We start from the raw sequence: 25,770 nt of genomic DNA on the forward strand, positions 1-25,770 counted from the left end.
TGGGTCGGCGTATGACCGTCTGCGCGGCTAGGTTCGGTTGCGTGACGATTACTCTGGAAGAGACCCCGGGCAAGGACATCGGTTCTGCGGAGTACACGCGCTCGATTCCGCGCAAGCGGTCGGCGGCGACGGTGTTGTTCAGCGACGGCGATGGGCGGGTTCTGCTGTGTGAGCCGTCGTACAAGGCGGTCTGGGAGGCTCCGGGTGGAGCCATTGAGGCGGACGAGTCGCCCCGTGATGGTGCGGCACGTGAGGTGCGTGAGGAACTGAGCCTGGTCGTGGAACCCGGTCGTCTGGTGGCGGTCGACTACGTTCCGCCGGTCGAGGGGCGTACGGAGGGTCTGATCTTCGTGTACGACGGCGGCAGTCTCACCCCGGAGCAGACCGACACGATCCGCCTGGCCGAGGGCGAGCTCAAGTCGTGGGCGTGGTGCACCGTCGAGCAAGTGCACCAGCGGATGCGCCCGATGGTCGCGCGCCGGATCGAGGCGGCACTCGGCGCGATCACTGATGGTGGCCTGGTTGAGCTGGAGAACGGCTACCCGGTCGGCGTGAAGCCGGCTGGGTAGCCGTTCTCATGAGTGGGCTGCCGCTCAGGCAGCCTGCAGCCTTGCTCGTCTGGTCGTCGTGCGCAGGAGCTCGGCTCCACCGGAGCGGTACAGGGAGTCGTGGATCCCGTCGGCGTACTGCAGGGCGGACAGGTCCGCTCTGGCCTTGGCGATCGGGTGGTCGTGCTGGAACCCAACTGCGCCGACAAGCGGTGCCAAGGCTGTGACGACGTGGCACGCAGCGTCAACGCCATGCGCCTTGCCGAGCCGAGCGGCCAGGTCATGACTGTCCGGGCTCGTGGCGTGGAGCGCGAGCAGGAGCGCGGCATTGATCTGTGCCCAGGAGGCCCCGAGCGTGATCAGAGCGTTGTCCCGGATCCGCGGCACGACACTCCGCGCGGTACGGTCCGCGAGAAGGCCGCGGACCTGATCGTGCACACCCGCGGCGGTTCCCAGAGCGCACAGCGTGACCAGCGGGCGGAACCTGGCGAAGTGGTTCCGGAAGATCCGCAGCCCCTCACCGACGCCACCCAAGAGGTCGACGGACGGGTCGAGATCGACGCCGTCGAACGTGAGCATGCCCCACGACCAGCCACCCAGCCCGGATGGTGCCCGAGGCTCCCGGACGAGGCCAGGCGCGTCGGCATCGACAAGGACAGCGGAGATCGTGCCAGCTGGGTCGCGCAGGAAGACCACGAACGCGTCGGACTCGGTCAGGCGCGAGACCCAGCACTTGCTGCCGTGAACTTGCCACCGCCCGCTGGGCATCGCGCGCGCGGTGGTGGTGATCTCCTGGATGCGTGAGCCGCCGTGCGCCTCGCTCGCGGCGATTCCGACCAGCGCCCCGCCTGCCAGACGTTCCCGCCAGCGCAGGGTGCGCGGTGCGGGGGAGTGGTCGAGGATCATCTGTCCGTGTCCGGTCCCGGTTGCCTCGCGTAGGTCCAGATCCCGGTACCCGGCCAGGAACTGTGCACCGGCCTGCCACAGGCCCGTCCCGCAGTGCACAGCAAGGCGGGAGCGGACGTGGCGCAGCCAGCGCGAGCGGGCTGTCGGGTCAGCAGGGCCAGGGTCACCTGCCACGATGTCGTCCAGTGCCGCATCCAAGCGCTGCCAGCTCGCCCACGTCGACAGATCGACGCTCATGCTCGGGCGCAGGGTCTCCAGCCAGTCCATCGCGCTCATGACCGTCCTCCGTTCGTACGTGCGGGACTCCCGAACACCGTGGACCCCGGAGCGACGTCGCGGGTGACCAGCGAGCCGGCACCCACCAGGGCACCGGCACCGATCACGACGCCGGGCAGCAGCACAACGCCGGTTCCGACCTTCGCGCCAGCCTCGACCCGAGGCGGACGCAGTGGCTCCTGGCGGTCCGGGTCGCGCCAGATCAGGTGCTTGTCGTTGATCGTGCCCACACGGGCGCCGATGAAGGCGTCGTCGCCGATGTGCATCTGCGCAGTCAGGTGGGTCAGCGGGGAGCAGCGCACCCGGTCCCCAATCACAGTGTCGCGCTCGACGGTCATCAGGTGCCCCAGCTGAGAGTCGTCGCCGATGCGGACGCCGGTGCGCAGCAGCGTGTGGTGCCCGATGGCAGTCCGGGCCCCGACCCGAGCACCTGCGTAGACGACGGCGCCGGCACGCAACACCACCCCATCGCCGAGGACCGTGTCTGCGCCGTGTCCATCGTGGTGGGCACGCAACGCGTACCCGGTCTCCGGTTCGCCGACAACTCCTCCATGCCCGACTTCCACGTCCTCGCCAAGGATGGTGCCGCCATGCACGACGGTGAAGGCCCCGACACGGGCATGGGCGCCTATCGAGACGGGCCGCTCCTGACCGGTGCGGTCAGCCAGGATCAGTACGGCGGTCGGGTGGACGACGGCGTCCTGGGCGATCTGGACCAGGCCGCGCTCGATCGCGTCGGCCCATTGCGGTGTTGCCATCACGAGAATCTCCTCTCGATCGGAACGTCCTGCAGGAACAGGAAACGCGCAGGTGAGAGGGTGAGGGCATGGTGAGTCGGGCTCATTCACGCTTCACTCACCTTCACGTCCGCCATGGCGAAGGGGCTCGCGCACGGTGACCGATGAACTGCTCTCTGAAGAGGCCGACGCGTTCGCCGCGGAGGTCGCGTACTGGCGTGAGGTCCGTGGCTTGTCCAAGCGGGCCCTGGCGCAGCAGATGGGTTTCGACCCGTCTTACGTCTCGCACGTCGAGTCCGGGCGGCACCGGCCCACCGAGGAGTTCGCGCGCCTGGCCGACGACGTCCTCAACGCCGGCGGCGCGGTCCGCCGACGTTGGAGTGCCTTCGCTGCTTCCCGCAGCACCAGCCGGGTACTGACACCTGGCGCCCGCGCACCGGGTCCACAGCCGTACGCGGGCGGCACGGCCCTGGTCGTCGAGCACGACGCCGCACGGCTGGTGTTCGACGGGATGGCCTACCGGCTCACGATGCGTCGCCGACTACGCAATACCGGTGACCAACCCGTGACCCGCTACCTGATCCGGATCAGCGTCGACCGGTACCCCGGCGAGCCCGAACGCTCCAACGCCCACTACCGTGAACATCCCCTGACCTGGGAGGAGCTCGACCTGACCGCGTCCAGCGGCGGTGAGGAGATGCGGTGGGAGGCCAAGCATGACCGCGACGCGTTCAAAGAGGTCTGGCTCCTGTTCGAGAACCCGCAGACCCGCTTCCCGCTCTACCCTGGCCAGACCGTGTGGATCGAGTACGCCTACACCGTTAGCGCCGAGAAGTGGGGCCGCTGGTTCCAGCGCGCGGTGCGGCTACCCACTGAGCACCTCGAGGTGCAACTCGCCTTTCCTGCCTGGCTCGATCCCGTCGTGTGGGGAACCGAGACCTCCATGACCGCCGAGGCCACACCCCTAGCGACCGCTCCCGCGCACGCCGCCGACGACGGCGTCGACGTTTTCACCTGGAGCACCGACAACCCACAGCTGCACGCCCGCTACCGCCTCGAATGGCGATTCCGGGCCAGGACCGAGCAGGAGCACCCGTGACCCCGACCAAGCCCAGCGACCAGATGAACCAGCTCGGCATCGTCCAAGCCGGAGCACCGATTCTGACCACCCCCGCGCGCCGGTTCGACCTGCCCACTGAGCGAGCCGCTGTCGAAGAGACGACCGCACGGCTCCTGGAGGTGCTGCACCGACTGGCCGAGGTGCACGAGTTCGCCAAGGGGCGCGGGCTGGCCGCACCGCAGATTGGCATCGACCGTGCGGCCGCCGCCGTCCAGCCCCCCGACCCCGCTGAAGACGTCCTTGTCCTGCTCAATCCGCGTGTCATCGACGCCAGCGACGAGCAGGACGAGCAGTACGAGGGCTGCCTGAGCTTCTTCGATGTCCGCGGCTTGGTGCCCCGCCCGCTGCGCGTCACCGTCCAAGCGACCGCGCTTGACGGCACGGTCACCACCACGACGTACGAGAATGGCCTCGCCCGCCTGGTCCACCACGAGATCGACCACCTCGACGGCCTGCTCTACACCGCCCGTATGCACCCGGGCGCCGCGCCTATCCCCGTCGAGCAGTACCGCCAGACCGGCAAGCGATGGTCGTACACCGGCGACGAGACCACCTGATTCACCCGATCAGGCGGCGGGCCAACACCGTCGAGCATTCGGCCTGGTGGAATGATGCTCGGCATGGCTGTCGTTGCAGGTCGGGTCTATATCGTGGTGATGTCGACCGAGGAGCTCGAAGAACATGGCGTGGTCGACTCGGCTCCGATCAGCTTCGCAGTCGACCGGGGAGAGGATGCCCCCGGCAGCGGGCGAGTGGCCGTCGTTGTCACCAACGACGACGGCGGGACTCTTGTCGTATCGCACCTGGGAATCGTCAAGTCGGGTCCACCGCGAACGAAGTTGGACTCGACGTGGGTCTTGAGCGCCGTGCGCCAGATCGAGGTTGCGATACCTGTCTCGTACCTGGGTGAACGTCTGGGCAAGGAAGGCAAGACTGTCCAGGACGTTGTCGCTCGTCGACGGGGCGGCGCATTGACACCGGATGCATCCAAGCGGCTGCGTGAGGCGATCGAGTCGTACATTGGCCCCGGCCAGTGGCCGTCTCTCGACGGTGTGCCGGAGTGGATGATCCCTCGCCTGACGACCGACATCAGGATGGACCACACCAACGCGGTGGGAACCGCCTTGATGTTCAGCGACATGGACCTAGAGGCGATGCGTACCGCCCCGATGCCCGGAGAGAGCCCGCTGGCCGAGCTGCAGCCCGAGCCAACAGAGCCCAGCCTCATCGATCACGATCTGCGGAACTTCCCCGGGATGACTGGGGCTCCGAAGCGGGAAGACATCTTTCGCTTCAAGGACGGGCGGCACACGCTCGAGGTGATGAACGTGAACGCCACAAAGGTCGAGACCGCTACCGGTGTGGACCTCGTCTACTACAACCACGACTTCCAGTGCTTCGTCCTGGTCCAGTACAAGCGCATGAAAAAACCCGCCATTCCAGGTGAAGGGCGAATCGCGCAGGTGGACACACGATTGCCCGACCAGCTGGAACGGATGGTGCGGTTCGACAGCCTCGGCCAGGCGTCGACGGGCCAGGGCGATCCGGCCTTGTTCCGGCTCGGACCAGCAGCCACCTTCACGAAGTTTGCCTACCCGGTCGAGACACCCACGAAAGAGAGCGAACTGACGCGAGGGATGTACGTTCCCTCCGAGATGCTCAAGCGGCTGCACGACGCCGGCCGGCTTAAAGGTCCGAACGGCGGAGCTGCAGTCACCCACGACAACCTGGGCCGGTGGTTGAGCAACGAGCAGTTCGCTGACCTCGTCAGGAGAGGCTGGATTGGCAGCAGTGGCATCGCAGTCAAGGACGTCAAGGCGTTCATCGACCACAGCGTCCGCGAAGGCCGGATGCCTGTGGTCGCTGCGCACCGGACCGAGCGAGCGCAGCAGGTCAACGGTCTTCGCCGCCGACGCTGATCGCGACGGCTGCAAGAACGACGGCTTCGTCGCCCTCGACCAGATCGTCCTCGCGCAGACGTCCAGCGCTCCGATCACCCCAACCGGGATGTGAGCCAACGAGCATGGCGCGGCCGGTTCTAGCCTCGTAGCGCGTGGACGTCTTCGGGCGTCATGTTCGGTCGGAGGGCGACGATGTCGTCGGCCCAGTTCATGACGACGATGGCGTCCTCGGGGACCGGCACGGTGCGTGTGAGCAGCGAGATGAACTCGGCGGCGAGGTCGTCGTCGCCCTCGGCGTCGATCGCCTTGGCGCTCGTGTGGAACTCGACAGTGGCAGCTCGTTGCCCATCGTTGATCGTGACCTGCGTGCTCATCAGCTGGGCGAGGTCCGACAGCTCGGGCCCGTCGACGGAGACGACGTCGGCCGAAGGCCACCGCCGCACGATCGCTGCCGCGACCTGGTCCGCGTCGAACTGCGCGTTCCCTTCGGCCACTGCTATTAGGAGGTCTGCCATGGTTCTCCGATCACTCCGGAACGATCCTTACATACCCGCGGATGCCGAGAGCCTTCATGCGGGTCTCGATGAATTCCGCGGCCTTCGTGCTGTTGGTCGTCAGCTCGACCACGCCGTCGCCGTCCATCACCTTGTTCGCCGCTTGCTGCAGCTTGGTGAGGGTCTTGTCCATCTTGGTGATGGCCGCTTCGCGCAGCCCCTCCTTCGGGAGGGAATCGGGGATGTAGAAGCTGCTTGACTCGTTGCTGATGTGCTTCGAGTCGCCAACAGCCCCGTACTGTGCGGTGAAGCCGTCCGGCTCCGAGCGGATGGTCTTGCCCTCGGCGTTCGTGCCGATCGGGATGACTCGCTCGTTCTCGCCGTAGACCTTGACCTGGTAGTCCTTGGCGGGGCCTGAGCCTTTCACAGACGTCGAGGCGTACGAGTCGTATCGAGCAGCGGCCGCGGCTTCGTCTGCGGGTGAGAGCGCTGCTTTCGTGGTGCCGTCGGCGAGGGGAACGGGGTCGCGTCGCAGAAATGCGGCCATGTTGATGGCGCCGGTCTCGTCGGCGAGGCCGTCGTGGGTGAACATCTCGCGTCGTGTGGTCCACCAGACTGCGGGGTCCGCGACCAGGTCGTCGGCTGTGGTGCGCAGGATGCGCCCGGTTGCGGCGCCGGCGAAGTTGCCGGGCGCGAAGGTGAGTGCGACACCGAGGGTGTCTGCGGCAAGCTGGGTCGGTGTGGCCGTGGCGAAGTAGTCGCGTGTGGCCTGCCGCGGGTCGCGGACGAAGGTCGCGATGCCAGCGGACTTGTCCAGGCCCCAGGTCAGGACACCGGAAATCCCCAGGGCGAGGCCGAGCGATCCGCCGGACAACACGATCAGGGCCGCGATACCGGCGCCGATCGCGAGCTGGGCCAGCAAGGGCTGGTCGTGCCACCAGTCGGCGAGCGCGTCGAGCACCCCGGCCAGCCAGTCACCGGTGCCATCGTCAGCGTCCGACCCTGTGGCAGGGTCGAGGCTAGGAAACTCGAAGTCCGGGTCGAGGGACGGGAAGTCGTCCGGTTCGAACGTCGGCAGGTCGCTCGGCACCACGGTCGGTAGATCGCTGGGGGCGACGGTCGGGAGATCCGTGGGAGGCAGGGTCGGCAGGTCAGTAGGTACCTGGGTGGGTGGGTCGAACGCTGGGGCCGTCGGGATCCCGGGCGGAGACCCGGTGGGTAGATCGTCGGGTAGCGCTGGAAGCTCGAACTGATCGTTGGTCGAGGTACCGATCTCGCGGGCTGTCGCGGGCGCTGCGGCGAACACCAGCCAACCGACCCCGGCCAGGACCGCGACGGCCGCCAGGCGTCGCGCCCACGGGTGCGTGCGAGCAGCAGCGTGCTCGTAGGCAAGTTCCCGCAGTGCGCGTTGCCCCGAGACCAGCGCCGCACCGCGGTCGGCCGCGGCCCGCCGCGGCTCGGTCGGTTCGACGTGCTGCAGCCGAGGGGATGGTGATGGTGAAGGTGCGGGGTTAGTGGTCTCGAGTCGCCGCCGTGCGTGCCCGGCGATGGCTTGTGCAAGGTCCCGCGTGACGATCCAGATCAGGCTGGTGACCGCATCGACGACGGTGTTCACCATGGTGGGGGCGTGGGGCAGGGGGCGGACGGCCCAGGTGGGCGCAGGACGCCCGGTGAGGTTGGCTGCAGGGCGGGCGGCCAGGCGGGTCGCGTCGACCAGGAGGCTCATCACGACCAGGAGCAGGAACACGGGGATGCGCCCGTGCCCGTGGCCCAGGAGCGACCACGGGATGCGTAGCCACCACGGGATGGTCGTCGACGCCGGGTCGAGCCAGGCCGGGGTGCCATCGTCGCCGGGCAATGCGCTGAACAGGTCCGTACCGGCGTTGTACATCGCGTGGTCGGCGACCGTGGACCACAGCACCACCACCGACATCGCGGCCAAGGCGAGCCCGATCAGCCGATGGCGTGCTTGCCAGGCTGCGACCGCGAGGCCGACCACACCGGTGACCAGCGCGGTCATGATGGCGTGCCCGCCGAACTCAGCGACCGTGGTCGGAGCAAGCAGCGCCCCGCCCGTGCTCATCGGGGTCGGGATCGGGACCAGCGCGAACCGGACATAGTCGGGCGGCAGCACACCGTCGGGCGTCAGGCCAAGCAGTGATCCGAAACCCGCGTTGCCAGTCGCCAACGCGGTCCGCCGCACCGACTCCTCCACGGCGAGAAACGCCGTGCCCGAGGCAAGGCCGAGCAGGACCCAGTCGACGACCGCGAACCGAGCCGCCCGCCGCGGTGCGAGAAGGGCCAGGACCACGACGGGAACGAGCTTGCCAGCCTCTTCGGCGATGCCGGCGATGGCGACCTGGGCTCCGGTCTCAGTGACGGCGAACATGTCGAGCTGTGCCACCTGGCCCGCCAGCGTTGTGGTGATCAGCCCGATTCCCACCGACCACGGTACGCACAAGGTGAAGAAACCCAAGAATCCGGACCAGGTCAGCGTCTTGGTACGCGCCAGCGCGAACCACGCGATCACAACCCAGAGGCATCCGAGGTAGGCGCGCATCCCAAGGCGGAGCTCTGGTGCAAACAGCCACAGCCCGGCCAGCCATGCCAAGGATCCGGCCAGCACGACCGTCCGCGCTACCGCGAGTACTCGGACGAGGCGTGGGTGCCGACTCAACCACCCTGAACGATGTTCGGCGAGATGCTGCCACCACTCCCTGGGCGCATCTGAGCGCTGCTTCTGGTTAGGTCTTGTTACACGGTCTTCTTCCTGCACTGCCACCACTCGCGCCCCCTCCACCGCCCCTGCAGCCGGGCAAACCGTATGGGGTCCGCGTACACGGGGCAAGGGGGCTGAGCAGACAATGCGGCGCGCGAGACCGATGAGATAGCAGTCCCTCACGGTTCGCTTGGACCCTTGTGAGGAGCATCGAGCAGCCGGAGTCCGGCTTTCAGGCCAGCGACATGCTGCTGGCAGATGGTCTAGCCCAGTAGGCGTGTCTTGGCGGCCGTGAATTCTTCGTCGGTGAGCGCACCTGAACGGTGCAGCTGCGCGAGGCTGGCCAGTTGCTCGGTGAGCCCTGCCGGAGTTGGTGGAGCGAGTTGGACCCGCACTTGCTTGGCGCTGCCGATTCGGCGTCGTAGTTCATCGATATCGGTGAGGTAGCTGTTGAACTCGAACTTGCTCAAGGGCAGCGTGTTGCTCAGCGTCCAGGGGTCGTTGCTGTCGGAGTTGCGTGACCGGTTGCTTCCTCTCCAGTAGTCTTTGTTCGCGGTTCCCTGGTAGCTCGGGGTGAGGACTTCCAGGACACCGGTAACGAAGCCGGAGTTGTACTCGATGCCGGTGATGTCGACGTAGTGGAAGGTCGCGGACCGTTCACCGCCCAGCGTGCCTGCCATGAATCCGGTCATCCCGCCGGTCTTGATGATGGCCAGGCGGTCTTCGAACGCCACGAGGGTTCCAGCGTTTCCCGAGGTCAGGATGAGCCAGGGGTGCTCGTCCTGGTGGCATTGGCGAAGGATGGCCTCGCTTGCCTTGCGTGAGGGCTGGCCCCGCATGATCGTGTGCGGCCAGTCGATGTTCCGCGCGGCCTCCATGCGCTTGGTCGCGGCGACCAGTGTCGCGTCTGCAGCGTTCAGTGCGGCCACCAACTCGGGCGGGGCGGGGGTGTTCTGGCCGTGCCGGGCGTAGTGCTCGATGGCCCCCACGTCGTGTGCGGGGATCTGCTTGAAGGTCATCGAGTGCCCGTTGTTCCCGACGATGTCGAGGGTGCCCTTGTTCTCGTTGAAGGTCATCGACCGGATGCCCCAGTAGCGGGCCTCGTACCTGATCTCGCGCTCGAGGAGTCCAACGACCCGGAGCGGGGTGACGGCGATCTCGTTCATCAGGGGCGTCCGGTTGTTGCAGCCCCCGAGGTACCAGACGTCCTCGCCGGGAAGCAGCGCTGCCGTGGCGACGCTAAGTCTCCGTGCGGCCTTGTCGGGCTTCCACCTGACGGAGAAGTACGTCATCGAGATCCTCCGTGGCGGGAACGTCGTGTCTGCGATCGGGCTGTCAACGGTACGACGTGCGTCGCCCGAAGTACCGGGGTGCGAACGGGTGAAGTGAGTGCTCCGCTCTGTATCGCAGCCGGGTCGACCCTGGCCACCTCGATAGCTGTAGTGGGTGGTGATGCTGTCATGTGGTGGTCTCGTTCGGTGGTTGTTCGTTCGCGTCGAGGACGTCCTCGACGATCTCGACGATGCTGATCTCCTGCGCGGTGTCTGCCTGGTCCGGTGGCTCCGGTGCGGAGTAGAGGATCATCTCGCCGGCGCCCAGCTGTGGGTACTTCTCCACGAGGAAGCGGCGGCGGTAGGCACGGTTGGCTTCGTCCACGATCGTCTCGATGGTTGCCCAGTTCATCGTGGCGCTGATGCCGACGCCGACGAACGGGACCACCTTGCCCAGCGTGGACTTGGTGAACTTCATGCCGAACTGCTTGGCGAACTCGGTCAACGCGCGCGAGATGATGGACGTGTCCAGCTGCGCCCACGGTGCGCCCCGATAGAGCAGCTGGGTCAGCTTCGACAGGTCCTTGAGCGCTGCGCCTCGGGTAGTGGCCGTGGTGGCCGTGCCGACGTTGATCACGGACCGGACGATCAGTTTCTCCGCAGGGTCGTCAGGGTCGTACCCGTAGGACAGGGCGACGTGCCCCACCGCGCGCGAGGCGATCCCGAGGACTGCCGCACCGTCCGCAGCCATCGCGCTGACTACGGTCAGCGTCCCTGGCGCGGCCCCGGCGCCGCTGCTTGCCACGATGGTGCCACCGGTCAGGACGAGGGCTGTCCCGGTACCCGTCGCCGTCGCGGCACCGGCGTAGCCAAGGTCTAGGTTCCGCCCACGGATCGTGTCCACGACCTCAAGGTCGAGGGCGCGTACGTCGTCGAGCGTGCTGATGTCGTGCCCTGCCTCGACGTACTTCCTTGTCGTGCGCTCAGGTGACAGGCCGAAGTGCGACACGCGGGCGAGGAAGACCTGCGCACTGTCGACCGCGTCCGTGGTCCATCGTTCGAACGCCTCCGGCATTGCCTCACCCACCTGCTTCACGGTGGCCGCTGCGGAGTCTCGGACCTTCTGCAGGCGCGGGCTGTTCTCGACGGCCTGCCCGACCTTGTCGCCGACCCATCCGACCGCGCGGGATGTCGCGTTTCCGACGGCCCGTGACGCTCGTGTCAGCGGGCGCGCGTGAGCGGTTTCGAGCGCGTCCCAGGCACGACGCTCGTACTTGGACGGTTCAGGCACAAATCAGACAGTACGACCGCGGCCTGCGTCGTGACCTAGTACGCCGCAGAGATCACCCGCTTGTGTGCGCAAGCTCCTCAGCACGGCCGAGGGCCCGTGGACGATCGACGACGTGGTGAACGAGGAAGGCACGGCATCTGTGTCGGGCTCCGGGGGAGGTACCAGCCGACCGACATGGTGAGAACCACTCCGGCACCGCCGAGCGCGGCGGCGGTGGACGACACTCCCCCGGACGCTGTGGTGGGTCTGATGCAGGGTCTCGTCCGGCGGCGAGACCCTGCATTTCTCGGTGGATCAGCGAATGGCGGGCATCTTGTGGGAGCGGCGGTGGCTCGCCGGCACCATCCACACGTAGGCCGAGCGTTCCAGGGCATCCAGCTCGGGCGACGTGGAGTCGGTTGCGGCCACGCTGACGACGTATGCCCAGTCGCGGGCGTTTCCTGTGCGTACATGCTCAGCGACACGCTTGGCGAGCATCCGACGAGTCTGTCCTACATAGCAGGGCACTCCGAGCGTGCTGATGGCGCAGTAGATTCGAGGGTCGCGAAGACCAGGGCCCTGACCCGCTGCGAGGTCAGCGACGGGGTAGGCGGTCATGGCGGCCGGGTCGGACAGCCCGCGTGAGGTGACCCAGGCCTGCCAGTCCCTGGCTGCGGCGGCGAGCGACGGTGACACGGCGCTCATGCAGATGTCCCGGTCGGGCGGAAGGTGAACATGCCGGCCTGGGCCTGCATGAGGTGGTCGAGGGTCTCCTGCCACGGTGCCATGCCCGTGATGTCCTGACCGACCATCTGTGCCCGCCCGCGCAGCTCGCTGATGGACGCGACGAGCGTGTTGAGCGCTTCGGCGTCGTCAGCGAGGTCCTTGAGCCGTGTCTCCATCTCGTCGCGGGCTCGCGCGACGGGGTCGCCGTCGTTGTCCTGCTCGTCGTCGGGAGAGATCTGGAGCCCCTCGAGCGCCAGATCCACCAGGTCCGCCGTCTGGACTCCACCGACAGAGGCACCGCGGACGTGCCCGTTGGCGTCCAGGGACGCGAAGCTCTTGGCGCCCATGTCGACGGCCGGCAGGGGATCGCTGGACGGCTCGTAGCCCGCGTGGAACCAGTCCGCCGCCAGCGCCAGCTGGATCAAGCCCTTCCGCGTGGCGAGCAGGCCCTTGAACAGCTCGAGGAAGGTGATGCGGCGGACGCTCTTCTTCGCGCCGCCAGAACCGCCTAGGAGCGTGGTGCTGACGCGTCCGTTGGCTACCAGCGCGATCGCACCCACCAGACGCAACTCCGCCTTGGCGTCAGGGTCGCCTTCGAGCGCGAGGGGGACGAGCTCCAGGTAGGAGTCCGGGGAGCGCAGGACGAGTGCATTGTGCGGCAGGTTCGGGTCGAGCACACCCTTGTACGTCCACGCCGAGCCGAGGGGCTTGATCCCGGCCCACGGCCGTGAAAGCGCAGCGGCCAGGATCTCGACAGCGTGGTGCAGGTGGACGGCGCCGTAGGCGCCCTGTCGCCGGATCTGAGCCTTGAACAGGGCGTACTTGTCGTGGAGCAGGAGCTTGCAGATCCGGGCGGCGCGATCCAGCGCGTGCAGGTCGTCGTCGACGTCGATGACCAGTGCGAGCTCATCGTCGGTCAGGACGCCCTGGCGATGCATCGCGTGGAGTATGTCGAGCGTCTGCTTGAAGAACTGGTCGTCGTCGTCCCACTTCTCCTGCCCGGTGTGGATGTCGGCGACCATGCGGTCGATCGCGCCGATCATCTCGCCGTTGACCTCGGTGGGCAGGTACAGGCGGGTCGGCACGACGAGGATCTGGTTCAGGTGGATTGCCCGCTGCCCCAGGCTGGGCGGTTCCTGGCCCCGGGCGGGGAGCTGGTCCGCCTCGTACTCGCGCAGCCACGCGGTGCGGACCGCGTGCTGCGCGGTCTGGAACGCGTCATCGCGGGTCGTTGGCGAGACCCGCACCGTCGGCAGCAGATGGTCGATGATCCGCTCGGAGACCTGCTTCGCAGTCAGCCGCTCGCCGTCGGCGATGCCGAGGCCAAGCATCATGCACGCGGTCCACCGGGTGATGCCGTCCCGGATCAGGACGACGAACTGGTCGGGTGTACCGTCGTCGAAGGTCAGGATCGCGAGGTGCGTGGCCAGTTCCTGTCGAACACCGGTCGCGAGGATCTCTGCGGGCCGCTTGCGCGCACGCAGATCGTGCACGGTGCGGGCGATGTCACCCGACGTGGTGGCCCGGTAGGTGGCCACGTCGGTGAAGCGGTAGCAGGGGATCCCCTCACGGATGGTCGGTGAAGGCCAGAGCGGGTCGCCGGCCCGGGTGACCGACATGCCGCGCGGCTGCGGACCGGGCAGAAGCATCGGCGTGGAGGCCTCGTAGTGCGCCGCGAGAAGCTCACCCTCCGGGGTCGCGACCCGGAAAGCTCCGGCGATCTGTGCATCCGCGGTAGCCGGGTCGTCCGTGGTTCGTGAGATGACTCGCCCAGCCTCACGCGGTGCCGTGAACGCGACGCCGGCGGTGGCCTTGTCGAGCGACCGGCTGAGGAGCTGCCCGGGCCGAGCGCGGACCTTGTGGATCGTCGGGCGCGGCCGGAGTCGTGCCGTGATCTGCATGTCGCCGAGCTCGGCGATGAGCTCGCCCGTAGCAAGGGCCGGACGTTCAGTCTCGCTGATGTCCTCGGTGTCGGCGCCAGGGATCGTGAAGGTGGGGTTGGGTGTCATGGCAGGTAATCGCCCTTCAGGGGTCGTGGAGGGCTCTGCATGACAGAGGCCCTCCCGATGGGAAGGGCCGTAGTGGACCCGTCTGATGACGGGAAGCTCCTGTGTCGCACCATCTGGGTGAGACGCGTCTACGGCTTCGAGCGCGCTCTTCGACGTTCCCCACCCCTCGCCCAGGATCTGCCACCCGCAGGTGAAAGATCGAGAGCACCAGAGCCTGTTCAGCTCGCGCGGCGCCAGGCCGCGACCGGAGGTCCGTACGATCGGCGGCAAGAGAATATCAGGTAGGAGTCCGCTTGGCCCGACCGGCGCAGCCTCGGTGTTGTGCCGTGCGTGCGGCGACCTTCCATCGGAACAGTTCTCATCCCCTATGGCGCGAGGAGCAGGGCCAGATCTGGTTGTCTGATCTGGCTTGGTGCTCGGCAAGCTCGCGGGGCTACTCCACGGCTGTGTACTCGTCGTCTGTCGGTTCGCGATCGGGTTCGGCGGGCGGCGCGTCGGGGTCGGCTTCCCAGCGCTTGTAGAAGTCCTGGGCGCCCTGCTTCGTGATCCGCAGGGCCCGGCCGATCTGCTCCCAGGTGGCACCGTCCTTACGCGCGGCCCGCATCGCTTGCCAGCGACCGTCGATCAGGTCCTGGACGACGGCGGCGTTGGCCCCGAGCGCGTAGAGCGCAGGCACCATGGGCATCTCGTCGAGCCGCCGACGTAGGGCAGCGTCGGCGTCCGGATCCGGAAACCTCGGTTGTTCGAGGGCTCGGGTGTGCATGGCCCGCACTTCGTAGGTCTCCCATACCTCGAGGTACTGGCTGGTGAAGGGCCCGGCGGCACGTAGGTACTCCGGCTCTCCGGGAATCTCTCGTGGGTCGACCTCGCGTGTGAGTTCTTCGAGCCGGAGTACGTCGAACTGGAGGTGGTCAGGTGCCATCGCGTCATCGTCCGCCATGCGTCAAGTTCACTTGACGCATGGCGCTCCGTCAAGCCAACTTGGCGAACCGCAGGCAAGTAATGGGGGCAGGGTTTGTCCGCTGCATGATCGCTTCGACGCTCGCCTCCCGGAAACCGGCAGTGTTCGGGCCAGGGTTGGGAACGTCGTCCTTGGGAGGGCGGGCTCAATGGCTGAGCTGCAATGCTTTGCACGCCTAGTGCATGAAGCGATGGCGGGCTGTGCGGATCCGCGTGGAGCGGGTCTTCTCCTCGAGTCGCTGACACGGTGTGGCCATTCAGGACGATCTGGCCACCAATAATAGGTCTTCAATGATCTTTACATCGCTTTACTAATAGCAGAATAGAGGAGAAGAAATCCCGCGACCCATCGCGAGCTGCAAACCTCTTCTCGCAACGGGGTGTCCTGACTCGCGTCACTCTGCTCAGCGGCGTTCAGGCGGCGTGTTCAGTGCTCGATTGATCGCCATGACGAGGCTTGTCGAGAAGTGGGGGCGGTCGTCGACGAACTTCTTGATGCGTGCTTCCACAGCTCGTCGGGCTCGCTTCGCCGGCTTGCGTGAGCGGTAGGCGGAACGTCGGGCTTGCTGGTTGCGGGTAGGGCCTTGCGCATGATGTCACGTCCTGTCTCGTCGACCGTGGCTTGCTGCCCGGCTCGAGGTTCTGGCCGGGCTTGGGTCCCACCGTCCATGACGGCGAGTACCGCAGGACCCCGTGGAGTGCCTGGTTCGCGTGCGGGCCGCCCGTTGTGGGGGCAACCGTGCAATCCGAGGTCGTTACCGGTGATCCGGAGGGACACCGAGAAGACACGACTTTGACGCGGGAGCGCGCAACTCGCATGCGATGTCCGGCAGGAGTCTCTTGCGCGACTGCTGGGTGTCCCGTTCACGCTCCAGCCGTGTCACACCGGTGGCCGCAGAGCGACATGCCCCGCGAGTCGGCCAGGACTTGGGTCCACGGCGCGTACTGGTCCGTCGATGTCAGACACCCTCGCTAGCGTGCGCGAGCAGGCGATGGTCGTCGAGCGTCGAGGTGGGGGAGTCGAGTGGGTATGCGTACAGCACGAGTGGGCCGGGGGCGGCGTCGGCGGGACGTGAGGCAGCTGCTGCAGCTCGGGTTCACCGAGGACGACCTCGCGCGCCTCTTTGTCCTCGAGCAGCGGCGGCTGGCGAAGTGGACCGTGTCGACCTATGAGTTCGGCTTCATGCTCTTCGGGCTCGGCTACGGTGTGGTGCTCGGAGCCGTCGTGTTCCTTGGTCGGTGGTCCTCGTCCGCCGGGCTTCTCGAAGCAGTCCTGGTGGCTCTCGTCTGCGTGGGCCTAGGGGTGTGGGTGGGTGGGCTCGGCGGTGCACGGACGGCGTACTGGGTGATGTGCTTGCTCGACCGCTATCAGTCTTTCGGGGACGCGGCTGCTCGGATCCTGCGATGGATCCGTCCCCCTGTCACTCAGCGGCTGGCGGTCAAGGAGAGGTGCCTGCGGTTGACGCGACGGTGGGCGGCGCAAGGGCGCCGCAACGGTCTGGAGCTGTCCGGGCAGGAGCAGCGGATCCTGGACATCCTCGCCGGCGAGCTCACGCCGACCGCGATCGAGGAGATCCACGACATCGTTCGGGGCTCGTTGCTCGATGCAGCCACCAGCAGCGGTTTCAACCCGAACACCTACGAGGTCGGCAAACTTCGAACGCTGCGGCAAACCCTGCGGCTCGTGGGCGAGGTCGCCGGTGTCATCACCGTCGCATCGGCCGTGGTCGCGTCGGTCCTTGCGGGCTTGGAGTACATCCTGCGCTGAGGCAGCTGATCTGCGCCACGAGTCAGGTGTCGCCCATCCGCGCAACAGTCCCGATGGTCACTGGATACGAACGTGACCCGTCGGCAGAGATGATGGTCATCATGACCACGACCGACCCCGCCGCCGAACCCGACCCCGTCCTCGCCCGCGACATCGACGTCGCGTGCCGCTTGACGGGCGCATTCAATCTGCGGTCGGGGCAGGTTTCCGACACCTACTTCGACAAGTACCTGTTCGAGACCGATCCCGTGCTGCTGGCTCGAGTCGCTCGGCAGATGGTTCCTCTCGTCCCGGACGGGACGGACCTGCTGGGCGGGTTGGAGCTCGGCGGCATTCCCCTGGTGACCGTGTTGTCCTCGCTCACCGGCGTGGGCGCGCTGTTCGTCCGCAAGGACGCCAAGAGCTACGGAACGGCCAAACTCGCCGAAGGCCCGCCCGTCGCTGGACGACGCGTGACACTCGTGGAGGACATCATCACCACCGGTGGAGCAGTCCGCGCCGCGGCACGCGCGCTGCGAGAGCTTGGTGCTGTGGTGGATACCGTCGTGTGCGCGATCGACCGAAGCCCGAGCGACACCAGTCCCCTCGCCGATGTCCATGTGATCGTCCGGTCGGTGCTGACACGCGCCGACCTTGACGATGTGTTCGTGCCCCGCAGGTGAGGACCATGATGTTCCCCGGACATCTGCACCCAGGTAGCCTGGAAAAAGGTGGACATCGAAATTCCCGCGCAACAATGTCGGCTGCTGTCATTGATGATCAAGCGCGGATACGAGATCTAGGGCCTGTCGTGTCTCTTTGACATCGTGCACCCGGACTATGCCGACGCCACGCCGCGCGCACTCGAGTGCAACCGCTACCGAACCACCGAGGCGCTCCTTCGGCCTGGGTTCACCCGTCAGTTCGCCGATGAACCGCTTCCTGCTGGCGCCGACGAGTACCGGGAATCCGGTGCTCACGAAGCGATCGAGGCCTTGTAGGAGCTCGATATTGTGCGCGACAGATTTTCCGAAGCCGATCCCGGGATCGATCAACACCTCTGGGGCGCCGCAGTCCATTGCCTGGTTTGCGGCCCGCAGGAGGTAGGTGAGGACCTCCGAGACGACGTCTTCGTAGTGTGGGCTCACCTGCATCGAGCCGGGCGTTCCCTGCATGTGCATCGCAACCCATGAGACACCGAGCCGACCAGCCAATTCCCCCAACGACGCAGAGACGTCATTTATCATCTTCGCACCATGCTCGACGGCGCTCTTGGCAACAATGGGATGTCTTGTATCAATAGAAACGGTGCCGTACTCCGAGAGGGCTTCCACCACCGGAACCACACGTCGGAGCTCGACCTGCTCTGGCACGGGCAGTGCTCCAGGCCGTGTGGACTCGCCGCCAACGTCGACGATCGCTGCTCCCTGCTCGAACATTTCGCGCCCACGGGCAATGGCCTCACCGTGATCTCGCCAATCGCCCCCATCCGAGAAGGAGTCCGGAGTGACGTTCAAGATCCCCATCACGCTACAGTCCACAGTCACGATGATCTCCTACCCGGTCATGGGCCTGCGCTGCGTACCCTGCTGAGCCGCGACAGGGTGTCTCAGATGACGCGAGGGCGACGAGCCGTGATGCCTTGAGCTCGGTCTCGCTCCACTCCACAGACGGCACCGACCCCCATGTGATCCCTGCTCCTGTGCCGAACCGGAGCAGGCCGTCAGACCACCAGAACGTGCGAATTCCTACCGCGATTGAAGCTCTGCCGTCCGCAACCCACCCCACTGCGCCGCAGTACGGTCCACGTTCCACTGGCTCAAGTTCCGAGATGATCCGGAGCGCGGACGACTTGGGCGCCCCTGACACTGAGCCGGGCGGAAAAGTTCCCTCGAGCAACACACGCCACATCTCGCTCGACGTCGCGACCTTGCGGCGAACCACACCCTGGACTCGCGACACAAGATGAACGAGACCCGGATGGTGCTCGATACCAAGCAGGGACGTCACTTCGACGGTGCCGGGTTCGCAGACGGTGTGCAGATCATTCCGCACGAGGTCGACGATCATGACGTTCTCTGCCCGATCTTTATCAGCGAGCTCTGCAACCGTCGGTGCGGTTCCTTTGATAGGGCTCGAAGATACGACGGTCCCGGACGGAGTCGGATCGATCGACAAGTAGAGTTCTGGCGAGGCGCTGACTACCCATACCGGATCGACCCCTGTAGATGCCGGAACATGTATGGCGGCTGAGTGTGGTGCGGGGTTTCCCTGGGCGAGCAGCTTCGCTAACGCCCACGCATCTGGCTCGGGGTCACCGTGAAGCGGCGCGGAGAGCACGCGGCATATGTTCGCCTGGTACACCTCGCCGGCACGGACGTAGTCGCGGACCCTCGCCACGGCCGCTATGTACTCGGCCCGGTCCATGGACGAGTTCCATGACTCCGGACTGGGACCAGCCCACTCGTGCCGACCAGTGGGTTCTTTAGTCCACGGTGGTTCGCCCGCCGATCTCGACATGCTCTCGAACCGCCACGCCTTGATCGTCCCTTCGAACGTCCCCACCACGAACCAGTTTCCCTCACCGAGCTTTTCCGGGGCAGCGAGCACATCGATGCACTCAAGGACGCCAAAAGCAATGTTGTCGCCGAACGTCGCCCATCCAGAATCAAGCTCTGTGCTCAGGAGGCTCCGTTGCTCCCTCATGGTTTGTCACGGCTCCCGTCCACTGCGGTATCAGCCGTGGCCAGCGTGGCGCGAAGCGAGCGTAGACCCGCAATGAGCAGGTGAGCAGTGATCGCGAGCAGGAGCAGCCGAAGTGCCCCTGCTATGGGATAGGTGGCGCGTATACCTATTAGCGCTGCGGTAAGGCCGCCTGCGGCCGCGCCCAGTGGGATCGTGCCCCAACTTATCAGGCGATACACGCTGTTCACCCGGCCGAACAGCTCGGACGGAACGGACTCCTGGCGAATCGTGACGGTGAGGACGTTCCACTGGACCGACGAGAAACCCACTACGATCAGCAATGCGGCGAGCGATGCGAAGTCGTCCACGAAGCCGATCGCCAGGAAACTGAGACCTGTAGCCGTCAAAGATCCGATGAGTGTGGCACCCTCGCCAACTGATTGAACGATCCGGTTGTTCGCGATGCCCCCGAGAATGCTCCCGGCAGCGATCGCTGTGAGTGCGATGCCGAACATGTGAGCAGGTAGACCAAGCGAGGTGGTCACAACTAGCACAAGAGTGACGGCAGCGAACTGATTACAGAAGTTGTTTGCGCCGAGCAGTACCGCGAGAGTGCGAAGGAGGCGATCGCGTACCAGGTACTTGATCCCCGCGCCGATTTCTTGCCGGAACGTTCCTCGCGACGCTCTTTCGGACGTCGGCACCTGAAGCCGTCCGAGACTGAGAATTGACACGGCATAGGTGACTGCGTTACCGACGACAGGAACGATCGCGGCGACTGAGAATAGAGCGCTGCCGAGAGGTGGGCCCACGAACGACCTGGCGACCGTCTGCGCAGTGTACTGAGCACTGTTTGCCTGCTGAAGCTGTTCCTTCGAAACCATCTGCGGCAGCACCGCCTGGAAAGCGTTCCCCGCCAGAACGTCTGCCGTGCCGATGATGAAGGCCAGGACCACTAGGAGGCCGATCTCCAGTGCGCCTGTCGCCAACAGTACCGCGATGATGGCCACAGCTAGCATCTGAACCGATTGGGTCCATCTGATGATCTGCATACGGTTCCAACGGTCCACCAGCACACCGGCGTGCAAGGAGAAGAGGAGCCACGGCAGGTAGGCTGACGCCGTTACGAGGCCGATTTCGAACGGGTCGCGGGTAAGAGCTAAAGCGAGCAGTGGCGTCGTGGCCGCCATCATGCCGTCGCCGAGCTCATTGGACGTCGTGGCGATCCACAGACGCCAGTATTTTCTTGGGAGGTCCTTGAGTTTTCTGCGTGGTCCCGCCATTGGCACTCCTCTGTAACTGATGAGTGAAGGGATAGTGCCTAGGTAGGGTTAGGGTGCTACGCGTCCGTTGCTGTTGAAGGCCGCGTGGGTCAAGGGCATGAGCTCAGCCCACTGCGCCTCCATCGCCTCCGCCACCATTTCGATCTCGCGTTGCGGGAAGGTGGGGACAGTGGATTCCGCGTGGGTTGTCCGAAGGGACAGAAAGTGCATCAGGGCCCGCGCGTTGCAAGTCGCATACATCGACGAATAGAGGCCCACAGGGAGCGCCGATCGGGCAACTTCTCTCGCGACACCGGCGTCGAGCATTTCGCGGTACGCCTCGTACGCGGTCACATACGAGCGTTCGAGCGCCGTGCGGGTTACTGTGTGCTGATCATCGGTACCGGGCGAAAAGTGGTATCGCCCGGGACGGCCCTCCTGCACGAGGTTGCGTTCCTCGTTCGGCATGTAGAACACCGGCTCGAGCTCACGGTACCGCCCACTCTCCTCGTTGTAGGAGAATCCGACACGGTGACGGTGAAACTCGCGGAAAACGAAAATCGGTGCACTGATGAAGAAGGTCATCGAGTTATGCTCAAACGGAGTCCCGTGACGGTCCCTCATCAGGAAATTGATCAGTCCCTTCGAGCGTTCGGCGTCCGAGTTGACGTCGTCGAGAGATCGATCTCCCAGCGTAGAGACACGTGCCGCGAATGCTACGTCAGAGTCTTGGGCGGAATGGCGGACCAGCTGTGCCGTAATATCGCTGCGGACGCTGATGCTTGCGGACTTTTCGCTTGTGTTCACGGGACTCCTGTTGGTTCCGGTTGAAGTGCTTGGGAAAACGGCGTTCGAGCAGACGTGGGAGCCCTGGACATCTTCTAGGCGAGCCGGCGCCCATGGTAGCGGCAAGGGCGCGGAGCGGGCATGACTAGTCGTGGGATCGTTCCGGCTGCTGCCTAGGTCCGTGCGTGTTGGCGCTGCTTTCGATGCCCCTGTCGGCGGGTGCCGCTACGCCGGCTGTCGTCAGGGCAGCGCGAGCGCGTGGGACTGCGCTGTGGCCTCGTGCAGCGCGGACCACACGTTCCGAGCGGCGACGCGTCCGACGAACACCTCCGTCTGGCGCCAGTCGGGAATCATGCTCACGGGGAAGCTCTCGGGATGACCGAGGCCAGGCCCTGGCGACGGTCCTGCTCGCACGGCGCGTGCGGAACGAGCGTTCAATCGAGCATCTCCCACGATCGGGGAGGGAACCTGTCCAGGCGCCTGGTGTGGCTCTTGCGCGTTGCTCGAGATCTGCCCGGAGCGCACCCCAGGGACTCGGGCGTGTTCGACCATCGTCGCTCGCGTATGCCATCCGCGGCCAGGACGCGCTGTTGGCCAGCCACCGGCCAGCCAAGGCAGGTCAAGTACAAGTCTTGGCTGTCTCCGGATAGTGCCGAATCTACCCCTAGGGCTGGTCTGTGACGGATGCTACAGTCCTGCCTTGGCACCAGCGCGTTTGTCCGCACCTGAGTCGTCGGCGAGAGACAGGTAGAGATGTACGAGCATCCCATGTATCACTGGCCCCCGAAGTCGCGATGGACGCAGGAGCTGCCGGACTCGATGGTGTGGCCAGATTTCAGTGCCTATGTGCACTTCCCGTACTGTCGAAGCATCTGCGACTTCTGCAACTACGAGACGCGACTCATTAACAAGCGTGGCGTCAGTTCGTTCGGCGCAGCAGCTACCGCTGAGATCAGGCAGTTCGGTGAGTGGGCGGACTTCTCTAAGTCTCGCCTGCGTAGTGTGTTCTTCGGAGGCGGTACCGCCTCGCTCATGCCTGGCGACACGATGGCCGCGATCCTGGACGAGTTTCGCGGGATCGGATCCGTCGAGGAGATCCCCGAAGTCACGCTGGAGTGCGAGCCGGGCACGATTCGCTCGGATGCGCTTGCCGCCGCCCGGGTGGCGGGCGTGAACCGCATCAGTGTCTGTGCACAGAGCTTCAATGATGATGAGCTTGCTCGAATAACGAGGAAGCACTCCGTCGCTGACTCGTTGCGTCTCATTGATGACGCGGTCTCGGCAGGCATATCTAATCTGCACCTCGACCTAATGTATGGGCTGCAGGGGCAAAGCGTAGGGGACTGGGAGAAGACGCTTAGGCGCGCGGTCGAGCTGCCGTTCGTTCACGTGTCGGCATACAAGCTCTACGTCTTCAAGTACGGTGCGGTCGACCGGTCAGGACAGGTACCTCGTCCCGATGAGGAGACGCCGGAACAGACGGCGCGCTTCCGCGAGATGCACGATCTGGCGCAGGCGATACTTCACGAGGCGGGGTATGAGCAGTACACGCTCACTGAATGGGCCCGTCCCGGGTACAAGGCGACCTACCTCACTGACACGTTCAGCGGGGGAGCCGTTCTACCGATTGGGCCGTCCTCGTTCGGCCGAGCCAACGACACCGTTTGGCACAACAGTTCCTACGTGCACCAGTACTCACAGCAGGAATCTTGGGCAGCGCGTCGTCGTGGTATTGATCTCAGCCCGGCCGAGGCGTTCAAGCGGAACGTCATACTCGGGCTCTGGCTTCTGGAGGTTGACCTCGAATCACCGGCCGTGCTTCGAGGATCCGGAGGTTCGGCGCAGCTGATGGAGCTCTTGAGACACCAGGCCGACCAGGGCCGCGTCGATTTCGACGGACGACGGGTGAAGCTGCGTCCAGGCCAGCGATTCGACGCCGGGCAGGTCATGCGTGAGCTGTCCGAGCTCGACGCCGAGGCCTGGCTGCGGGACGAGGGAGAGCCTGAGGATCCGAGTAGCAACACCCTCAACCCCAGGATGTCATCACTTGTACGAATCCTTCGAAATGATCCGGCGCTGTACAACGAAGTCGTCGAAACGCCTGACACGACGGTCCGTCGGGTGGCCACAGGAATCGGCGATGATGAAGTGGGTGAACTGATCGCCGCGGTTCGTGGTGACCATCAGGCAGCTTCGCCTGCCATGCGCGAACTCTGGGAGCAGGTCCAGTCCGAGCATGTCTCGCGCAGGCGCGCTCGTGCGAGGCTGTCGGATTGATGCAGAGAACTACGACCACCAGTGGCAGTGACACGCTGCCACTGGTGGTCGACATCCCCCATGCGGGCCGCATCTACCCGTCAGACTTTGAACCACTGGTGGAGCCGAACGCGGTGGCGCTCACCGAGGACCGGCTGGTCGATGTCTTGTTCGCCCCACTCATGGACCACGCGAGATACACGACCGTCTCCCGGGTCGGCCGCTCATACCTCGACGTGAACCGCCCACGCGATGCCGGGTCGGGGGTCTTTCGCCGGAGGACTCTCGATGGACGGAAACTGCAGGCGGACGTCGGCGTTGATGCTGCGCGAAAGCGACTCACACTGTGGGATGCCTACCACAAGAACGTTGATACGGCACGGAGGCGGACGATCGCCCAGCACGGATGGGGCGTCCACCTGAACCTCCACTCGTTCCCATCGACCGACTGGCACACGGCAGGCTGCCCGCCCATGCCATTCGAGATCGAGGTCGGAGACCTGAATGGCAGGACCGGCGGACGCCTGACACGGCATCTGGTGCGGGCTCTCCACGGCGAAGGATTCCGCGTGGGCGTGAACGAGACCTTCAAAGGAGGCGAGATCGTCCGTCGTGGCCGAACGGAGCAAGCCATCGACACGATTCAGCTGGAGGTGCGTCGCGACCTCTACCTACGAGACGACCTCTACCTCGATTGGAGCAAGATGATCTCCTCCCGCAGGAGGCTGATGCGAGCAATCTTCGGTGCGGTGTCTGAAGCGTACGCCCAGCCTTCTCCTCAGAAGGCCGCCTAGTGCGTTCGATCATCGTCATAGGAGCAGTCGCGAACGGACGCGTCGCCGGCCTCAGCGGGAGGATGCCATGGCATGCCCCCGCCGACCTGCGCAGATTCCGGCAACTTACTCTGGGCAAGGCGGTGGTCATGGGCTACCGAACCTGGAAGTCCCTGGACGGGCCGCTTGGCGGCCGGCGGAACATCGTCCTCGCCAGGGAGAGGACTGCTTCGGCGGCCGGGGCTGTCCTCGCGGGTTCGCTAGATGAAGCGCTGGCTGCGGTCGACGACGAGACCGATGTCTGCCTCATCGGGGGAACGGAAGTGTGGTCCGCGGGCCTCGACATAGCTGACTCGCTGCGTCTGACTCACATCGACGCAGACTATCCAGGTGACACGTTCTTCCCGGCGATTGATTTGCGCGTCTGGCACGAGACGGACCGCATCGAGACGCTCTCTGCAGTCGATGGGGTCGATCGGAAGATCTCGTTCATCGACTACGTTCGAGGTGACAGATGAGCGGGCCTGTCGAAAACAATGACATGGCGCTGTCGCTATTTCACCGGTATTCGGATACAAGAGCCAAGACCATCAGTTCTCTCACAGCGCTGTGGGCCGGCCGGCTGGCGGGGACCGAGAATCCGCACATCGTAGATTTCGGTGCAGGTGATGGGCAGCTGCTCGCTCACTGCTTGCGACAGATCGGAACTCGCGCACGGGTAACGGTTGTTGAGCCCGAGGATGAGCTCGCCGCTCGGGCACTGGTGGACCTTCGTGAAAGGGGGCACCAGGCTTCGCGGAGGTCTGACATCAAGGCTGCCGTGAGCGACCGGCCCGCGAACGCGATACTTGCTGCTCACGTCCTCTTCTACGTGACAGATTTGTCCGGATGGATGCACAGCGCGCTGGAAGGACTCGCCCCAGCGGGCTCGGTCAGTATCGTCATGCGAAACCCAGGATGCGACGCTTTCCGACTCCGTGCCCTGGTACGTGCTCGCGAGGGGACACCTCCGCGATTCACCTCGAGCAGCATCGAGAGATTCGCTCGGCAGGCCGCGGTCACCTGTTCAAGCACCGAAATCAAGTCCACACTAGAAATCCCGTGCCAGTCGCCCCCGAAGATTGAGAACGTTCCCGCCGCATCACAGAACGAAGACCTCGCGGCGCTGGTGTGTTGGATGACCGCGCTGCCATTCCACCTGCCGATGGCACCGGGACTGCATCTCGAGCTCAGTGACTACCTGAGCACACGGTGGTCGGACGGAGTGATCAAGCTTGATCTGATCGACGATCTGCTGGAGCTAGCTCGTGACGCATAGGTCAAC

The 25,770-nt window shown here is 65.5% G+C and carries 23 protein-coding genes; 10 read left to right on the forward strand and 13 right to left on the reverse strand.

Translation table 11 applies throughout. The annotated features are described in order from the left end of the window. Positions 1–41 precede the first annotated feature (41 nt). Positions 42–569 carry an NUDIX domain-containing protein gene (locus FHX71_RS01515; RefSeq protein ID WP_312876886.1) on the forward strand — a complete coding sequence of 176 codons (528 nt, stop codon included), beginning with the start codon at positions 42–44 and terminating at the stop codon, positions 567–569. Between the two features lie 24 nt (positions 570–593). Here the strand turns inward: FHX71_RS01515 and FHX71_RS01520 are convergent, their stop codons facing one another. Together FHX71_RS01520 and FHX71_RS29635 are read right to left on the reverse strand one after the other, a co-directional pair. Beyond that, the gene (locus FHX71_RS01520) at positions 594–1,730 is read right to left on the reverse strand and encodes an acyl-CoA dehydrogenase family protein (protein WP_220489406.1); all 1,137 of its coding nucleotides are present in this window, start codon (positions 1,728–1,730) and stop codon (positions 594–596) included. Beyond that, complete coding sequence (locus tag FHX71_RS29635; protein ID WP_182618397.1) at positions 1,727–2,488, reverse strand: acyltransferase; 762 nt, start codon at positions 2,486–2,488, stop codon at positions 1,727–1,729. Before FHX71_RS29635 ends, FHX71_RS01520 begins: the two co-directional genes overlap by 4 nt. 136 nt (positions 2,489–2,624) lie before the next feature. On the opposite strand from FHX71_RS29635, the gene FHX71_RS01530 reads away from it, so the two are divergent. The 3 genes from FHX71_RS01530 (at position 2,625) to FHX71_RS01540 (ending at position 5,506) form a co-directional block, all read left to right on the forward strand. Next, a complete protein-coding gene (locus tag FHX71_RS01530) occupies positions 2,625–3,566 on the forward strand; it encodes a helix-turn-helix domain-containing protein (RefSeq protein WP_182614109.1) in 942 nt (313 codons plus the stop codon). After that, on the forward strand, positions 3,563–4,144 hold the full coding sequence (locus FHX71_RS01535) for a peptide deformylase (RefSeq protein ID WP_182614110.1): 582 nt from the start codon (positions 3,563–3,565) through the stop codon (positions 4,142–4,144). The genes FHX71_RS01530 and FHX71_RS01535 overlap by 4 nt, the downstream gene beginning before the upstream one ends. Positions 4,145–4,207: 63 nt before the next feature. After that, positions 4,208–5,506 carry a hypothetical protein gene (locus tag FHX71_RS01540; protein WP_182614111.1) on the forward strand — a complete coding sequence of 433 codons (1,299 nt, stop codon included), beginning with the start codon at positions 4,208–4,210 and terminating at the stop codon, positions 5,504–5,506. Positions 5,507–5,625: 119 nt separating this feature from the next. Here the strand turns inward: FHX71_RS01540 and FHX71_RS01545 are convergent, their stop codons facing one another. From FHX71_RS01545 to FHX71_RS01575, 7 genes are all read right to left on the reverse strand, one after another. Beyond that, positions 5,626–6,003: a hypothetical protein gene (locus FHX71_RS01545; protein WP_182614112.1), complete on the reverse strand. Its 378-nt coding sequence runs from the start codon at positions 6,001–6,003 to the stop codon at positions 5,626–5,628. Positions 6,004–6,013: 10 nt separating this feature from the next. After that, positions 6,014–8,608 (reverse strand): PT domain-containing protein, encoded by a 2,595-nt coding sequence (locus tag FHX71_RS01550; RefSeq protein WP_182614113.1) that lies wholly within the window; start codon positions 8,606–8,608, stop codon positions 6,014–6,016. Positions 8,609–8,964: 356 nt separating this feature from the next. Further along, positions 8,965–9,993, reverse strand: coding sequence for an SHOCT domain-containing protein (locus FHX71_RS28755; RefSeq protein ID WP_220489410.1), 1,029 nt, complete (start codon positions 9,991–9,993; stop codon positions 8,965–8,967). Between the two features lie 166 nt (positions 9,994–10,159). Continuing rightward, positions 10,160–11,263, reverse strand: a complete 1,104-nt coding sequence (locus tag FHX71_RS01560; protein WP_312876887.1) for an EcsC family protein — start codon at positions 11,261–11,263, stop codon at positions 10,160–10,162. A gap of 294 nt (positions 11,264–11,557) precedes the next feature. Beyond that, positions 11,558–11,740 carry a hypothetical protein gene (locus FHX71_RS01565; protein WP_182614114.1) on the reverse strand — a complete coding sequence of 61 codons (183 nt, stop codon included), beginning with the start codon at positions 11,738–11,740 and terminating at the stop codon, positions 11,558–11,560. A 203-nt stretch (positions 11,741–11,943) separates the two neighbouring features. After that, positions 11,944–14,247 carry a hypothetical protein gene (locus tag FHX71_RS01570; protein WP_182614115.1) on the reverse strand — a complete coding sequence of 768 codons (2,304 nt, stop codon included), beginning with the start codon at positions 14,245–14,247 and terminating at the stop codon, positions 11,944–11,946. 163 nt (positions 14,248–14,410) lie between these two features. Further along, complete coding sequence (locus FHX71_RS01575; RefSeq protein WP_182614116.1) at positions 14,411–14,917, reverse strand: hypothetical protein; 507 nt, start codon at positions 14,915–14,917, stop codon at positions 14,411–14,413. Positions 14,918–16,009: 1,092 nt separating this feature from the next. Here FHX71_RS01575 and FHX71_RS01580 point away from each other — a divergent pair. Then, positions 16,010–16,705, forward strand: a complete 696-nt coding sequence (locus tag FHX71_RS01580; RefSeq protein ID WP_182614117.1) for a hypothetical protein — start codon at positions 16,010–16,012, stop codon at positions 16,703–16,705. 101 nt (positions 16,706–16,806) lie between these two features. Next, positions 16,807–17,367 (forward strand): orotate phosphoribosyltransferase, encoded by a 561-nt coding sequence (gene pyrE, locus FHX71_RS01585; protein WP_182614118.1) that lies wholly within the window; start codon positions 16,807–16,809, stop codon positions 17,365–17,367. 87 nt (positions 17,368–17,454) lie between these two features. On the opposite strand, the gene folP is transcribed toward pyrE, so the two are convergent. From folP to thyX, 4 genes are read right to left on the reverse strand one after another with little or no spacing between them, the layout of a single operon-like run. After that, the gene (folP, locus tag FHX71_RS01590) at positions 17,455–18,231 is read right to left on the reverse strand and encodes a dihydropteroate synthase (protein ID WP_312876888.1); all 777 of its coding nucleotides are present in this window, start codon (positions 18,229–18,231) and stop codon (positions 17,455–17,457) included. Continuing rightward, positions 18,215–19,390 carry a chorismate-binding protein gene (locus FHX71_RS01595; protein ID WP_182614119.1) on the reverse strand — a complete coding sequence of 392 codons (1,176 nt, stop codon included), beginning with the start codon at positions 19,388–19,390 and terminating at the stop codon, positions 18,215–18,217. The genes folP and FHX71_RS01595 overlap by 17 nt, the downstream gene beginning before the upstream one ends. Then, complete coding sequence (locus tag FHX71_RS01600; RefSeq protein ID WP_182614120.1) at positions 19,387–20,652, reverse strand: MFS transporter; 1,266 nt, start codon at positions 20,650–20,652, stop codon at positions 19,387–19,389. The genes FHX71_RS01595 and FHX71_RS01600 overlap by 4 nt, the downstream gene beginning before the upstream one ends. A gap of 48 nt (positions 20,653–20,700) precedes the next feature. Beyond that, positions 20,701–21,438: an FAD-dependent thymidylate synthase gene (gene thyX, locus FHX71_RS01605; RefSeq protein WP_182614121.1), complete on the reverse strand. Its 738-nt coding sequence runs from the start codon at positions 21,436–21,438 to the stop codon at positions 20,701–20,703. A 747-nt stretch (positions 21,439–22,185) separates the two neighbouring features. Here thyX and FHX71_RS01610 point away from each other — a divergent pair. The 4 genes from FHX71_RS01610 to FHX71_RS01625 are packed head-to-tail and all read left to right on the forward strand — an operon-like array spanning position 22,186 to position 25,764. Next, on the forward strand, positions 22,186–23,694 hold the full coding sequence (locus FHX71_RS01610; RefSeq protein WP_182614122.1) for a coproporphyrinogen-III oxidase family protein: 1,509 nt from the start codon (positions 22,186–22,188) through the stop codon (positions 23,692–23,694). Positions 23,695–23,738: 44 nt separating this feature from the next. Further along, complete coding sequence (locus FHX71_RS01615) at positions 23,739–24,467, forward strand: N-formylglutamate amidohydrolase (RefSeq protein ID WP_182614123.1); 729 nt, start codon at positions 23,739–23,741, stop codon at positions 24,465–24,467. After that, positions 24,467–24,964, forward strand: coding sequence for a dihydrofolate reductase (locus tag FHX71_RS01620; RefSeq protein WP_182614124.1), 498 nt, complete (start codon positions 24,467–24,469; stop codon positions 24,962–24,964). The genes FHX71_RS01615 and FHX71_RS01620 overlap by 1 nt, the downstream gene beginning before the upstream one ends. Beyond that, positions 24,961–25,764: a class I SAM-dependent methyltransferase gene (locus tag FHX71_RS01625; protein WP_182614125.1), complete on the forward strand. Its 804-nt coding sequence runs from the start codon at positions 24,961–24,963 to the stop codon at positions 25,762–25,764. The genes FHX71_RS01620 and FHX71_RS01625 overlap by 4 nt, the downstream gene beginning before the upstream one ends. Positions 25,765–25,770: the final 6 nt, after the last annotated feature.

Source organism: Promicromonospora sukumoe, assembly GCF_014137995.1.
Lineage (GTDB): Bacteria > Actinomycetota > Actinomycetes > Actinomycetales > Cellulomonadaceae > Promicromonospora > Promicromonospora sukumoe.